Annotated in this window: 9 protein-coding genes; 5 read left to right on the forward strand and 4 right to left on the reverse strand. The window is 60.7% G+C overall.

Annotated features, from left to right (window positions below; translation table 11 throughout):
- Window positions 1-3 precede the first annotated feature (3 nt).
- Entirely contained in the window at window positions 4-726 is a 723-nt protein-coding gene (locus IHQ43_RS19730) for a glycerophosphodiester phosphodiesterase (protein ID WP_007953017.1), read from the forward strand.
- Window positions 727-768: 42 nt separating this feature from the next.
- Here IHQ43_RS19730 and sthA read toward each other — a convergent pair whose 3' ends face one another.
- Both sthA and IHQ43_RS19740 read right to left on the reverse strand, forming a co-directional pair.
- A complete protein-coding gene (sthA, locus tag IHQ43_RS19735; RefSeq protein WP_007953019.1) occupies window positions 769-2,163 on the reverse strand; it encodes a Si-specific NAD(P)(+) transhydrogenase in 1,395 nt (464 codons plus the stop codon).
- A gap of 197 nt (window positions 2,164-2,360) precedes the next feature.
- Window positions 2,361-3,410 (reverse strand): FAD:protein FMN transferase, encoded by a 1,050-nt coding sequence (locus IHQ43_RS19740; RefSeq protein WP_192561803.1) that lies wholly within the window; start codon window positions 3,408-3,410, stop codon window positions 2,361-2,363.
- 53 nt (window positions 3,411-3,463) lie between these two features.
- On the opposite strand from IHQ43_RS19740, the gene tcuC reads away from it, so the two are divergent.
- Complete coding sequence (tcuC, locus tag IHQ43_RS19745; RefSeq protein WP_192561804.1) at window positions 3,464-4,765, forward strand: MFS transporter; 1,302 nt, start codon at window positions 3,464-3,466, stop codon at window positions 4,763-4,765.
- A gap of 181 nt (window positions 4,766-4,946) precedes the next feature.
- Here the strand turns inward: tcuC and IHQ43_RS19750 are convergent, their stop codons facing one another.
- The gene (locus tag IHQ43_RS19750) at window positions 4,947-6,410 is read right to left on the reverse strand and encodes a glyceraldehyde-3-phosphate dehydrogenase (RefSeq protein WP_007953026.1); all 1,464 of its coding nucleotides are present in this window, start codon (window positions 6,408-6,410) and stop codon (window positions 4,947-4,949) included.
- A gap of 354 nt (window positions 6,411-6,764) precedes the next feature.
- On the opposite strand from IHQ43_RS19750, the gene mfd reads away from it, so the two are divergent.
- Genes mfd through IHQ43_RS19765 form a run of 3 tightly spaced genes read left to right on the forward strand, consistent with a single transcriptional unit; the run spans window position 6,765 to window position 13,493 of the window.
- A complete protein-coding gene (mfd, locus tag IHQ43_RS19755; RefSeq protein WP_192561805.1) occupies window positions 6,765-10,214 on the forward strand; it encodes a transcription-repair coupling factor in 3,450 nt (1,149 codons plus the stop codon).
- Between the two features lie 10 nt (window positions 10,215-10,224).
- Window positions 10,225-10,791: a CsiV family protein gene (locus IHQ43_RS19760; RefSeq protein WP_192561806.1), complete on the forward strand. Its 567-nt coding sequence runs from the start codon at window positions 10,225-10,227 to the stop codon at window positions 10,789-10,791.
- Between the two features lie 11 nt (window positions 10,792-10,802).
- Window positions 10,803-13,493 carry a DEAD/DEAH box helicase gene (locus tag IHQ43_RS19765; RefSeq protein ID WP_192561807.1) on the forward strand — a complete coding sequence of 897 codons (2,691 nt, stop codon included), beginning with the start codon at window positions 10,803-10,805 and terminating at the stop codon, window positions 13,491-13,493.
- A gap of 114 nt (window positions 13,494-13,607) precedes the next feature.
- Here the strand turns inward: IHQ43_RS19765 and IHQ43_RS19770 are convergent, their stop codons facing one another.
- On the reverse strand, window positions 13,608-14,345 hold the full coding sequence (locus IHQ43_RS19770) for an S-methyl-5'-thioinosine phosphorylase (RefSeq protein ID WP_007953033.1): 738 nt from the start codon (window positions 14,343-14,345) through the stop codon (window positions 13,608-13,610).
- Between the last annotated feature and the right edge of the window lie 8 nt (window positions 14,346-14,353).

The raw sequence follows: 14,353 nt of genomic DNA on the forward strand, positions 1-14,353 counted from the left end.
ACCGTGACCCTCATCTACGGCCACCGCGGCGCCAAGGGCGAAGCACCGGAAAACACCCTGAGCAGTTTTCAGGAATGTCTCAAGCACGGCGTTCGCCGTTGCGAGCTGGACCTGCACCTGTCCAAGGACGGCGAGCTGATGGTCATTCACGATCCGACCCTCAAGCGCACCACCGACCGGCGCGGCAAGGTGGTCGAGCACACCGCCGCCGATCTGGTGACCTACGACGCGCGCAAGGGCGGCCCGGGCTGGATCAAGCCCTGCCCGATTCCGACGCTGGAAGAACTGTTCGAGAAGTGTGATTTCGAGCACTGGCAGTTGGAAGTCAAAAGCGCTTCGCGTACCCGCGCCGCGACCACCGTGCTGGCGATCCGTGAAATGGCAGTCAGGCACGGGCTGCTCGACAAGGTGACGATCACCTCGAGCTCGCGGGAAGTATTGAAGGCTGCACTGGATCTGGTGCCCGACGTATCACGCGGCCTGGTGGCCGAATACGCCTGGCTCGACCCGCTGAAGGTCGCGCAAAGTTACGGCTGCGAGATTCTGGCGCTGAACTGGACGCTGTGTACGCCGGAACGCCTGCAAAAGGCGCAGCGTCAGGGGCTGCATGTGTCGGTGTGGACCGTCAACGAGCCTGCGCTGATGCGCAGACTCGCCGACTTCGGCGTTGACAGCCTGATTACAGACTTTCCCGGTTTGGCCACTGCCACCCTCGGGAATTGCTGAAATCGGTCTCCCCGGCCGGCTCAGGCCACCGGCCGGAGCCCGTCAAAAAAGCCGGTTGAGGCCGTCGTACGCCGCTACCCGATAGGCTTCGGCCATGGTCGGGTAGTTGAACGTCGTGTTGACGAAGTACTTCAGAGTGTTCAGTTCGCCCGGCTGGTTCATGATCGCCTGACCGATGTGCACGATCTCCGACGCCTGATAACCGAAGCAGTGAACGCCCAGCACTTCCAGGGTTTCACGGTGGAACAGGATCTTCAGCATGCCTTGCGGCTCACCGGCAATCTGTGCCCGCGCCATGCTCTTGAAGAACGCCTTGCCCACTTCGTACGGCACCTTGGCCTGGGTCAGTTCCTGCTCGTTCTTGCCGATCGAGCTGATCTCCGGAATGGTGTAGATGCCGGTCGGCACGTCATTCACGAAACGCCAGCTGCCGTTGTCGACAATGCTGCCAGCGGCCGAACGGCCCTGGTCGTGGGCGGCACTGGCCAGGCTCGGCCAGCCGATCACGTCACCGGCGCCATAGATGTTCTGCACGCAGGTGCGGTAGTTCTCGTCGACTTCGATCTGGCCACGGCTGTTGACCTTGACCCCGATGTTTTCCAGACCCAGCTGGTCGGTGTTACCGGTACGGCCGTTGCACCAGAGCAAGGCGTCGGCCTTGATCTTCTTGCCGGACTTCAGGTGCAGGATCACGCCGTTGTCCACGCCTTCGACGCGGTCATACTCTTCGTTGTGACGCACGGTGATGTTGTTGTTGCTGAAGTGGTAGCTCAACGCCTGGGAGATTTCCGAGTCGAGGAAGCTCAGCAACTGACCGCGGTTGTCCACCAGCTCGACCAGCACCCCCAGACCGCTGAAGATCGAAGCGTATTCACAGCCGATCACGCCGGCGCCGTAAACGATCAGTTTGCGCGGGGTGTGGCCGAGGCTGAGGATGGTGTCGCTATCGTAGATACGCGGGTGGTGGAAATCGATGTCCGCCGGGCGATATGGACGCGAGCCAGTGGCGATGATGATGTGTTTGGCCACCAGTTTCTCGACCACGCCGTTGGCGCAGACCACTTCGATGGTCTGCTCGTCGGCGAAGCTGCCGGTGCCGAAGAACACGTCGACGCGATTACGGGCGTAGTAGCCGGTACGCGAAGCGACTTGCTTGGAGATGACTTTCTCGGCGCTTTTCAACACGTCCGGGAAGGAGAACCAGCGCGGCTCGCCGATCGCACGGAACATCGGGTTGGTGTTGAACTGCATGATCTGCCGCACCGAGTGACGCAGGGCCTTGGACGGGATGGTGCCCAGGTGGGTGCAGTTGCCGCCGACCTGGCGACGGCTGTCGACCATCGCCACCTTGCGCCCTGCTTTGGCGGCGTTCATTGCCGCGCCTTCTCCCGCCGGGCCGGAACCCAGCACCACCACGTCGTAGTTGTAGACAGCCATGCGTACTCCTCAGAACAGGCCGCGGTGCCAGCAGCACCGGCGGCTAAATCACGCCGAACGACGGCGCGAAGGAACAATTGGGGGCCAGTAGAAAACCCGGACACAGTCTATAGAAGCGTCAACGCCGCGCACATTAACCCTTGGTCGCGTCGTAGGCTACTTTTGCCTGCACTACAACGCCAGCTTTCATACTGTTCTCAGTCAACTTTTGCGCCACTGAGCCGTTCGAAAGCGTGACTGGTGCGTGTGACGAAACCTGTATCGGCACGAATCACAAAGAATGCACCAATGTCGTGTTTTTCGGCATAGTCCCAGGCCCTTTCCGGCCCGAGAATCAGCAACAGCGTCGATAGTCCATCGGCCATCAACGCTGAAGGATGAATGACCGTGACCGACGCTAGATCGTGTAGGACCGGTGCACCGGTGCGGGCATCGAAGGTGTGGGAATAGCGCCGGCCATCCTGCTGAAAATAGTTGCGGTAGTCGCCGGACGTAGAAAGGCCATAACCATCCACATCGATAACGCGCTCTGCCACCTGCTGATCGTCGCGGGGCTCCTCCAGCGCAATGCGCCACGGCGAACCGTCGAGTTTCTTGCCGGACGCCTTGAGTTCACCGGTGGCTTCGGCCAGATAATCATGAATGCCCAGGGCCTCGAGCCGCGCGGCAATGCAGTCAACCGCGTAACCGGCGGCGATGCTGTTGAAATCCACCTCGACTGCCGCGTCCTTGCACAACCGTTCGCCGTCGATGCGCAGATGTTCATGACCAACCCGCTGCCTCACTTCGGCCAGCGCCGCCGCATCCGGGACCTTTTCTTCACGCCCCTGCGGGCCGAAACCCCATAAATTCATCAGCGGCTCAACCGTGAGGTCGTAGGAACCTTCGCTCTGCCGTGACAGCTGCTCGCCCACGCGGATCAATTCAAGGACCGGCGCGGACATGACCTGACAGCGATCAGTCGGTAATGCATTGAAGCGCGAGATATCGGAGTCTGCGCGGTAAGTCGACATTTCCCGATCGACGTCCGCGAGGATTTTTTCCACTTCGACACGCACCTCCTGCGGGGCAGGCAGATTGGCGTGGCGCACGTACTTGATCGAATAGGTGCTGCCCATCGTCGGGCCACCGAAAGTCTCGAGGGAATCGCCGTTGCCGCAGCCGGACAAAAACCCGGTCAACAGCACGAGAATCCCCCACCGTCCAGTTAACAATTCTTCATCTCCCCGCAAAACCGCGCCGGCCATTATGGGCTACGAGCGCAACGCTTTCTTACAAGATTTAGAGTGAGTACCTACCCATGTCCTCCACGACCGGCAAAGGCAAAGCGATTTTTCGCGTTGTCAGCGGCAACTTTCTCGAGATGTTCGACTTCATGGTCTACGGCTTCTACGCCACGGCCATTGCCAAGACCTTCTTCCCCACCGACAGCGCCTTCGCTTCCCTGATGCTCTCCCTGGCCACGTTCGGAGCCGGCTTCCTGATGCGTCCGCTGGGGGCGATTTTTCTCGGCGCCTACATCGACCGTCATGGCCGACGCCAGGGCCTGATCATCACGCTGGCTCTGATGGCGGCCGGCACCGTGTTGATTGCCTGCGTACCCGGCTACGCCACCCTTGGGGTTGCCGCGCCGCTGATCGTGCTGTTCGGCCGATTGCTGCAAGGCTTCTCGGCCGGTGTGGAACTGGGCGGCGTGTCGGTGTATCTGGCGGAAATCGCCACGCCCGGCCGCAAGGGTTTTTTCGTCAGCTGGCAGTCCGCCAGCCAGCAAGCAGCCGTGGTGTTCGCCGGCCTGCTCGGTGTCGGCCTCAACCACTGGCTGAGCCCTGAGCAGATGGGCGAATGGGGCTGGCGCGTGCCGTTCCTGATCGGCTGCATGATCGTCCCGGTGATTTTCGTCATCCGCCGCTCGCTGGAGGAAACCCCGGAGTTCCAGGCGCGCAAACATCGCCCTACCCTGCAGGAAATTGTCCGTTCGATCGGGCAGAACTTTGGCATCGTCATTGCCGGCATGGCGCTGGTGGTCATGACAACGGTGTCGTTCTACCTGATCACGGCGTACACGCCGACGTTTGGTAAAGCGGAACTGCATCTGTCGGATCTTGATGCTTTGCTGGTGACCGTGTGCATCGGCCTGTCTAACTTCTTCTGGCTGCCGGTGATGGGCGCAGTGTCTGACAAGGTCGGGCGTAAACCCCTACTGTTGGCGGCGACGATTCTGGCGATCCTGACGGCTTATCCGGCGCTGTCGTGGCTGGTGGCGAATCCGAGCTTCAGCCATTTGTTGATCGTCGAGTTGTGGCTGTCGTTCCTGTACGGCTCGTACAACGGAGCGATGGTGGTGGCACTCACCGAGATCATGCCGGTAGAAGTTCGCACGACCGGTTTCTCATTGGCCTACAGTCTGGCGACCGCAACTTTCGGTGGCTTTACGCCGGCAGCCTGCACCTATCTGATCCATGTGCTGGACAACAAGGCGGCACCGGGGATCTGGCTCAGCGGCGCAGCCGTATTGGGCCTGATCGCCACGCTGGTGCTGTTTCGCGGCAACAGACATGAACAGCGCACGGCACAAGCATCGATAGTCGGCGGCGCCCGATAGGACGCTATCGCTGGCAAGCCAGCTCCCACAGGGTTTCGGGTCGCTCACAAATGTATGGCACAACTCAATACCTGTGGGAGCTGGCTTGCCAGCGATGAGGCCGCAACAGGCAACAGATATTTTCCAGGCATAAAAAAAACGCCCCGACCAGAGTCGGGGCGTTTTCATTTGCAGCTAAGGCTTAGCGCGGGAACGCTGGCGGGTTTACACCGGCCATGTCTTCCATCACGCGGATCACCTGGCAGCTGTAACCGAACTCGTTGTCGTACCACACGTACAGAACAACGCGGTTGTCCTGAACGATGGTCGCTTCAGCGTCGACCACACCGGCGTGGCGCGAGCCAACGAAGTCGGTCGAAACCACTTCCTGCGAGTTGACGAAGTCGATTTGCTTGTGCAGATCGGAGTGCAGCGCCATGTAGCGCAGGTACTCGTTCATCTCTTCACGGGAGGCGGCTTTCTCAAGGTTCAGGTTGAGAATGGCCATCGACACGTTCGGCGTCGGAACACGGATCGCGTTACCGGTCAGCTTGCCGGCCAGCTCAGGCAGGGCCTTGGCAGCAGCGGTGGCAGCACCGGTCTCGGTGATCACCATGTTCAGCGCGGCGCTACGGCCACGGCGATCGCCCTTGTGGAAGTTGTCGATCAGGTTCTGGTCGTTGGTGTACGAGTGAACGGTTTCGACGTGACCGTTGATGATCCCGAACTTGTCATTCACGGCTTTCAGCACCGGCACGATGGCGTTGGTGGTGCAGGAAGCGGCGGACACGATCTTGTCGTCAGCAGTGATTTCGTTGTGGTTGATACCGTGAACGATGTTCTTCAGCTTGCCCTTGCCAGGCGCGGTCAGAACAACGCGGTCGATACCCGGGCACTGCAAGTGCTGGCCCAGGCCATCGGCATCACGCCATACACCGGTGTTGTCCACCAGCAGCGCATCTTTGATGCCGTACTGGGTGTAATCCACTTCGGTAGGGTTCTTCGCGTAGATAACCTGGATCAGGTTGCCGTTGGCGGTGATGGTGTTGTTTTCTTCGTCGATGGTGATGGTGCCGTTGAACGAACCATGTACCGAATCGCGGCGCAGCAGGCTGGCGCGTTTGGTCAGGTCGTTTTCGGCACCCTTGCGCACCACGATGGCACGCAGACGCAGGCCGTCGCCGCCACCGGTTTTCTCGATCAGGATACGCGCCAGCAGACGGCCGATACGACCGAAGCCATAAAGCACAACGTCGGTGCCTTTGCGTGCCGAAGCGTTTTGCTGGCCAACCACGTCAGCCATTTCTTCGCGAACGAACTGCTCGGCAGTACGGCCGTTGCCTTCGTTGCGGAATTTGTACGCCAGCTTGCCCAGATCTACCGAGGCCGCGCCGAGCTTGAGCTCGCTCATGGCCTTGAGCAGCGGGAATGTTTCGTGGACGGAGAGTTCGCTGTCGTCGGCAGAGCGGTGGCGAGCAAAGCGGTGAGCTTTGAGAATCGCGATGACAGACTGGTTGATCAGGCTGCGGCCATAGATCGAGCTCACCACGTTGTTGTTGCGGTAGAGCTGACCGATAAGCGGAATCATCGCTTCTGCGAGTGCTTCACGGTCGATCCATTCACCAAGACACTGGTCGGGCTTCTGAGTCACGGTAACCTTCCACATGTAGGGGCAGAAAAAAGGGGCTACATTATGCCGCCGAGAACCTCTTGTAGCAATGCGCGCTTGTCGCGCAATCGGTAACAAAAATCCGTCCAAAAAAATAACGCTCTCCGCCAGCCCAGTAAAACCGGGGCTTCCAGCGCAGTCAGTTTTTCGACGACTGTTAGACGATGTCTGTAACCCTCCGTAACACCACCGACTTTTGGCACTACATAACCGTAAAAAAAGCGCTGGTTTTTATGGTTACCACTACATTTTTCCCAAACAGTGCAGATAGACGCATCCTGCAACTGACAGGCGGCACCTGACGCCGCTACAATTACCGACTTTGTCGCAACGCCTGGAGCTCAACCTTCCGTGCCTGTTCTGCGTCTACCGCTTCTCCCTGCCGCGGCAGGTAAACAGCACTGGGGCAACCTCCCCGGTGCCGCCCTGAGCCTGGCAATTGCCGAGGCTGCCAGCGCTGCCAAGCGCTTCACGCTGCTTTTGACCGCCGACAGCCAGAGTGCCGAACGGCTGGAGCAGGAGCTGAGTTTCTTCGCCCCGGATTTGCCGGTGCTGCATTTCCCGGACTGGGAAACCCTGCCTTACGACCTGTTTTCGCCGCACCAGGACATCATCTCTCAGCGCATCGCCAGCCTTTATAGACTGCCCGAGCTGGAACATGGCGTGCTGGTGGTGCCAATCACTACCGCCCTGCACCGTCTGGCGCCGACCAAATTCCTGCTCGGCAGCAGCCTGGTGCTGGATGTCGGGCAGAAACTCGATGTCGAGCAAATGCGTTCGCGGCTTGAAGCCAGCGGCTATCGCTACGTCGACACGGTCTACGAGCACGGCGAGTTCACGGTGCGCGGCGCACTGATCGACTTGTTCCCGATGGGCAGCAAACTGCCCTATCGCATCGACCTGTTCGACGACGAAATCGAAACCCTGCGCACTTTCGATCCGGAAAACCAGCGCTCCATTGACAAGGTCGATTCGGTCAAGCTGCTGCCGGCAAAGGAATTCCCGCTGCAAAAAGAAGCGGTGACCCGCTTCAAGGCGCGTTTTCGCGAGCGTTTCGACGTCGACTTCCGCCGCTGCCCGATCTTCCAGGATCTGAGCAGCGGCATCACGCCGGCCGGTATCGAGTACTACCTGCCGCTGTTCTTCGAAGAAACCTCGACCCTGTTCGATTACCTGCCACAGGACACGCAAGTGTTTTCGCTGCCGGGCATCGAGCAGGCGGCGGAAAACTTCTGGAACGACGTGCGCAATCGATATGAAGAGCGCCGCGTCGATCCATCGCGTCCTTTATTGCCACCGGCCGAACTGTTCCTGCCGGTGGAAGACTGCTTTGCCCGCCTGAAGAACTGGCCGCGTGTGGTCGCCAGTCAGCAGGACGTGGAAACCGGCGCCGGCCGCGAACGCTTCCCGGCCCAGGCATTGCCGAACCTGGCGATCGAAGCCAAGGCTACGCAACCGCTGGCCGCGCTCTCGTCATTCCTCGACGAGTTCCCCGGTCGCGTGCTGTTCACCGCCGAATCCGCGGGCCGTCGCGAAGTACTGCTGGAATTGCTGGAACGCCTGAAGCTGCGCCCGAAAACCGTCGACAGCTGGCCGGACTTCGTCGCGAGCAAGGATCGCCTGGCGATTACTATCGCTCCGCTCGACGAAGGCCTGATGCTGGACGACCCGGCGCTGGCACTGGTTGCGGAAAGTCCACTGTTCGGCCAACGCGTGATGCAGCGTCGCCGTCGCGAAAAACGCGCCGACGCCAATAACGATGCGGTGATCAAGAATCTCACCGAGCTGCGCGAAGGCGCGCCGGTGGTGCACATCGACCATGGTGTCGGTCGCTACCTCGGCCTGACGATTCTGGAAATCGACAGTCAGGCTGCCGAGTTCCTGACCCTCGAATATGCCGAGAACGCCAAGCTTTACGTGCCGGTGGCCAACCTGCATTTGATCGCCCGCTACACCGGCAGCGACGATGCGCTGGCCCCGCTGCACCGCCTCGGCTCCGAGACCTGGCAGAAAGCCAAGCGCAAGGCCGCCGAGCAAGTGCGCGACGTTGCCGCCGAACTGCTCGACATCTATGCCCGTCGCGCCGCCCGCGAAGGTTACGCGTTTGCCGATCCGAAGGCCGATTACGCGACCTTCAGCGCCGGCTTCCCATTTGAGGAAACCCCGGACCAGCAATCCACCATCGAAGCCGTGCGCGAAGACATGCTCGCGCCGAAACCGATGGATCGACTGGTCTGCGGCGACGTGGGTTTCGGCAAGACCGAAGTGGCCATGCGCGCCGCGTTCATCGCGGTGCACGGCGGCAAACAAGTGGCGATTCTGGTGCCGACTACCCTGCTCGCCCAGCAGCACTACAACAGCTTCCGCGACCGCTTCGCCGACTGGCCGGTGACCGTGGAAGTGATGAGCCGCTTCAAGTCGGCCAAGGAAGTGAACGCCGCGGTGGCCGAACTGGCCAAAGGCAACATCGACATCGTCATCGGCACCCACAAGCTGCTGCAGGACGACGTCAAGATCAAAAACCTCGGACTGGTGATCATCGACGAAGAACACCGCTTCGGTGTCCGTCAGAAGGAACAGCTCAAGGCCCTGCGCAGCGAAGTCGACATTCTTACGCTGACCGCCACGCCGATTCCGCGCACGCTGAACATGGCGGTATCGGGCATGCGCGACCTGTCGATCATCGCCACGCCGCCGGCGCGACGCCTGTCGGTGCGCACCTTCGTCATGGAGCAGAACAAGAGCACGGTCAAAGAGGCCTTGCTGCGAGAGCTGCTGCGCGGCGGTCAGGTCTATTACCTGCACAACGACGTGAAGACCATCGAAAAATGCGCCGCCGACCTGGCCGAACTGGTGCCGGAGGCGCGAATCGGCATCGGCCACGGGCAGATGCGCGAACGCGAACTCGAACAGGTGATGAGCGACTTCTATCACAAGCGCTTCAACGTGCTGATCGCCTCGACCATCATCGAGACCGGCATCGACGTGCCGAGCGCCAACACCATCATCATCGAGCGCGCCGACAAGTTCGGCCTGGCGCAACTGCACCAATTGCGCGGCCGTGTCGGTCGTAGTCACCACCAGGCCTACGCCTACCTGCTGACCCCGCCACGCCAGCAAATTACCGGTGATGCGGAAAAACGTCTGGAAGCGATTGCCAACACTCAGGATCTGGGCGCCGGCTTCGTACTGGCCACCAACGACCTGGAAATCCGTGGCGCCGGTGAACTGCTGGGCGATGGTCAGAGCGGGCAGATTCAGGCGGTCGGATTCACGCTATACATGGAAATGCTCGAGCGCGCGGTGAAGTCGATCCGCAAGGGCGAACAGCCGAACCTCGATCAACCTCTCGGCGGTGGCCCGGAAGTCAACCTGCGGGTGCCTGCGCTGATTCCGGAAGATTATCTGCCGGATGTACACGCACGCCTGATCCTGTACAAGCGCATCGCTTCGGCCACCGACGAGGAAGGCCTGAAGGATCTGCAAGTGGAGATGATCGACCGCTTCGGTCTGCTGCCGGAGCCGACCAAGAATCTGGTGCGCATCACGGCGCTGAAATTGCAGGCCGAGCAGCTGGGCATCAAGAAAGTCGATGGCGGCCCGCAAGGTGGGCGCATCGAGTTCGCGGCGCAGACGCCGGTCGACCCGATGACCCTGATCAAACTGATCCAGAGCCAGCCGAAACGCTACAAATTCGAAGGCGCCACGATGTTCAAGTTCCAGGTGCCGATGGAGCGCCCGGAAGAGCGCTTTAATACTGTGGAGGCGCTGTTCGAGCGCCTCATCCCGAAAACTGCTTGAAGGACGCCGCATGCGCCTGTTTCGCTCTCTGACTTTGCTACTGACTCTGGTAGCGCCCTCGGTGTTTGCCGATGACCTGTATCAGGTCGAAATGATTCTGGTGCGCCAGAACGCCGTGCCGGCCATCGTCAGCCGTGCCGCACCCGAAGACTGGGCCGCCGGCGCCCAACGCCTGGGCGATGACAGCAAGCGCACCACAGCGCTGAACGACGTCGCCACCAAACTCACCGCCAGCGGCGAGTACAGCGTGCTGATGCACAAAGCCTGGCAGCAGACTCTCGGAGAGACGCCAGCCAAAGTCGCAGTCAGCGAAGGTCAGGAGCAGTTCGGTCAATTCCCTATCGAAGGCACGATTGAAATGAAGCTCGGGCGCTTCACCGACGTGAACGCCGACTTCTGGGTCAACCAGATCGACGCCAACGGCATGGTCACCGCCAGCGAGCGCCTCAAACAGGACAGCCACACCAAGAACGGCCAACTCAACTACCTCGACAACGGCCACCTGGCCCTGCTGATCAAGATCACTTCACTGACGGCGCCCGCGCCTCGGGAAGCGCCTGAAGTCGTTCCGGACTGATCGAAGTCCTTATGCTCCCGCCATTGAGTAAACCGCTGGCCTCCTCCTGGGTCAGCCGATTCAAGGAACAAAGCCTGGAGCGTGGCCGCCGCTACGCGCTGGAAAACCGGGTGCGATTCGTGCAGGTCGGCGATGCGACCATTACCGCCAACTGCGAAGGTTCTGGCGGTAACGTCTACCGTCAGACTATTCACCTGCGCGAGTCGGCCAAAGGCACGCTGCTGATGGTCGATGCCACCTGCACCTGCCCGGTACACAGCAACTGCAAACACTGTGCGGCGGTATTGCTGCAAGTGCAGGAAACCCTCGAATACCCCGCCGCCGCCAAAGACGCCGAACTGCTGGAAAAACTCCAGGCCGTGCTGGAAAACCGCAGCCCGAAAGCGCCGCCGCAAGTGCTGGTGGACAACGTGCAACCGGTGCCGCGCCTGTGGCTGGCGAGTGTCGAGTTCAGCGCGTTCGAGCCGCGCAACGGCAAGATGCAGCGATACATCCAGCACCGTGCGGCGCTGTCCTTCAGCTATCTCGACGAATACGTCAGCGGCCAGAAGAACAGCGACATTCTGATTCGCCAGGAAGCCCAGACCCTGCGGGTCAAACGTCACCCGGACATCGAACAGAGCTACCGCGAGCAGCTGCGAATTCTCGGTTTTCGCATCGCCACCCGGCAGAGCAAGGCCCTGCCGGAAAGCGCCGGCGAACTCTACGAGATGGTCAACGACAGCGCCTGGCTGACGTTCACCCTTAACGATCTGCCGAAGCTGCGCACCCAGGGCTGGGAGCTGCTGGTCGACGACGAGTTCGGCTTCGACCTGACTGCCGTCGACGATTGGTACGCCACCGTCGAGCAGACGCCGGAACGCGACTGGTTCGATCTGGAGCTGGGGATCATCGTCAACGGCGAGCGCCTGAGCCTGCTGCCGATCCTGCTCAACCTTATGCGCTCGCACACGGAAATCCTCAATCCGGAACGTCTCGCCCGCCGTCGCGACGATGAACTGATTCTGGTGAACATCCCGCAACGCAACAGCGAGCACGGTCCGTTGCAAGTGGCCCTGCCCCTCGGCCGGCTGAAACCGGTGCTGGCGACCCTTGGCGAGTTCTATCTACAAGAGCCGGGCGAAACCACCCTGCGCCTGAGCAAGGCCGACGCCACGCGCCTGAATTCGCTTGAAGGCATTCCCCTGCTCTGGGAGGGTGGCGAGCAGATTCGCAGCTTCGCCCAACGCTTGCGTGATATCCGCGACTACAGCGCCAAAGCACCGAAGGGGCTGAATGCGACGTTGCGTCCTTATCAGCTCGAAGGCTTGAGCTGGATGCAGTCGCTGCGGCAACTTGAAGTCGGCGGGATTCTCGCGGATGACATGGGCCTGGGTAAAACCCTACAGACCCTGGCGCATATTCTCAGCGAGAAGAACGCTGGACGCCTGGATCGACCGTGCATGGTGGTGATGCCTACCAGCCTGATTCCCAACTGGCTGGACGAAGCGGCGCACTTCACGCCACAACTCAAGGTTGTAGCCCTGTACGGTGCCAGCCGTAAAAAGCATTTCGAGCATCTGGCCGATTACGACCTGATCCTCACGACCTATGCGCTGCTGCCCAAGGATGTCGAACGCCTGGCGCAGCAGCCGCTGCATGTGCTGGTGCTGGATGAAGCGCAGTACATCAAGAACCCGAACAGCAAAGCCGCCCAGGCTGCCCGTGAACTCAACGCTCGCCAGCGCCTGTGCCTGAGCGGTACCCCGCTGGAAAATCACCTGGGCGAACTGTGGTCGCTGTTTCACTTCCTGCTGCCCGGCTGGCTCGGCGACGTTAAAAGCTTCAACGCCGATTACCGCGTGCCGATCGAAAAACGCGCCAGCGAAGTCAGACTTCAGCACCTCAACGGTCGGATCAAACCGTTCCTGCTGCGCCGCACCAAGGAACAGGTTGCGACCGAGCTGCCGCCGAAAACCGAGATCATCCATTGGGTCGAGCTCAACGAAGCGCAGCGTGACGTATACGAAACCATGCGCCTGGCCATGGACAAGAAGGTTCGCGACGAGATCACCCGCAAAGGTGTGGCACGCAGCCAGATCATCATTCTTGAAGCGCTGCTCAAGCTGCGTCAGGTCTGCTGTGACTTGCGCCTGGTCAACGACGCCACCCTGCCCGCTCGCGGCAGCACCTCGGGCAAGCTCGACAGCCTGATGGAAATGCTCGAGGAGTTGTTTGAGGAGGGCCGGCGGATTCTGCTGTTCTCGCAGTTCACTTCGATGCTGTCACTGATCGAGGACGAGCTGAAAAAACGCAATGTCGCGTATGCGCTGCTAACGGGACAGACTCGGGATCGGCGTACGCCGGTGAAGGAATTCCAGAGCGGCAAGCGTCAGATCTTTCTCATCAGCCTGAAGGCTGGCGGCGTGGGCCTGAACCTGACGGAAGCGGACACGGTGATTCACTACGATCCGTGGTGGAATCCGGCGACCGAGAATCAGGCAACCGACCGCGCGTATCGCATTGGTCAGGAAAAGCCGGTATTCGTCTACAAGATGATTGCCCGGGGTACGGTCGAGGAAAAGATTCAGCACTTGCAGAAGGAAAAGTCCGACCTGGCAGCCGGCGTGCTGGATGGGCGCAAGGCCGGAGACTGGAAGTTGCAAAGTGATGATATCGAGGCGTTGTTTGCGCCGTTGCCGGACAAATTCGACAAGCGCTGAAGTCCTTGTCGTCTACCAGACCGATTCGCGGGCAAGCCCGCTCCCACAGAGATAGCGCTTAACCTGTGGGAGCGGGCTTGCCCGCGAATGGCTCGACTCGGTTTTGAGCCAGACTCAGCCCTTCAGCACCCGCGCCAACGTCGACTTCACCTTGCCCATGCCATCATGCAACGCCTGCTCGATCTCGGCCATGGTGATCACTTCAGTGGTCTTGCCCGCCGCCGGGTTCACCACCAGCGAAAGACAGGCGTAATCCAGATCCAGCTCACGAGCCAGCGCCGCTTCCGGCATGCCGGTCATACCGACGATGTCGCAGCCGTCACGCTCCAGGCGCACGATCTCGGCCACGGTTTCCAGTCGTGGCCCTTGGGTGCAGGCGTAAACGCCCTGATCACTGTATTCGCAGCCTTCGGCGGCCAACGCGGCAATCAGTTGCTGACGCAGCGGTTCGCTGTAGGGAAAGCTGAAGTCGATGTGTGTGACATGTTCCAGGTCATCGGCGAAATAGGTGTGCTCGCGACCGCTGGTGTAGTCCACGATCTGATGCGGCACGCAAAAATGTCCGGTGCCCATTGCAGGATGAATCCCGCCCACGGCGTTGACCGCGATGATCGCTTCCGCCCCGGCCTGCTTCAACGCCCACAGGTTGGCGCGGTAGTTGACCTTGTGCGGCGGGAAGCGATGCGGGTGACCGTGGCGAGCGAGGAACAGCACTTCCTTGCCGGCGTATTCGCCAATCTGAACCTCGGCCGATGGCGCGCCATAAGGCGTATCCACCGCCAGCGATTGGCGAATGCTCAGGCCTTCCAGCTGGGTCAGGCCAGTGCCGCCGATGATTGCGTAAACCGTCATAGCGAAAA

This window comes from Pseudomonas gozinkensis, from assembly GCF_014863585.1.
GTDB classification, from domain to species: Bacteria; Pseudomonadota; Gammaproteobacteria; order Pseudomonadales; family Pseudomonadaceae; genus Aquipseudomonas; species Aquipseudomonas gozinkensis.

Excerpts from the sequence above, each read along its gene's own strand:
- sthA (WP_007953019.1), bottom strand. The coding sequence starts at position 2,163 with ATGGCTGTCTACAACTACGACGTGGTGGTGCTGGGTTCCGGCCCGGCG.
- IHQ43_RS19740 (WP_192561803.1), bottom strand. The coding sequence starts at position 3,410 with ATGGCCGGCGCGGTTTTGCGGGGAGATGAAGAATTGTTAACTGGACGG.
- tcuC (WP_192561804.1), top strand. The coding sequence starts at position 3,464 with ATGTCCTCCACGACCGGCAAAGGCAAAGCGATTTTTCGCGTTGTCAGC.
- IHQ43_RS19750 (WP_007953026.1), bottom strand. The coding sequence starts at position 6,410 with ATGTGGAAGGTTACCGTGACTCAGAAGCCCGACCAGTGTCTTGGTGAA.
- IHQ43_RS19760 (WP_192561806.1), top strand. The coding sequence starts at position 10,225 with ATGCGCCTGTTTCGCTCTCTGACTTTGCTACTGACTCTGGTAGCGCCC.
- IHQ43_RS19765 (WP_192561807.1), top strand. The coding sequence starts at position 10,803 with ATGCTCCCGCCATTGAGTAAACCGCTGGCCTCCTCCTGGGTCAGCCGA.
- IHQ43_RS19770 (WP_007953033.1), bottom strand. The coding sequence starts at position 14,345 with ATGACGGTTTACGCAATCATCGGCGGCACTGGCCTGACCCAGCTGGAA.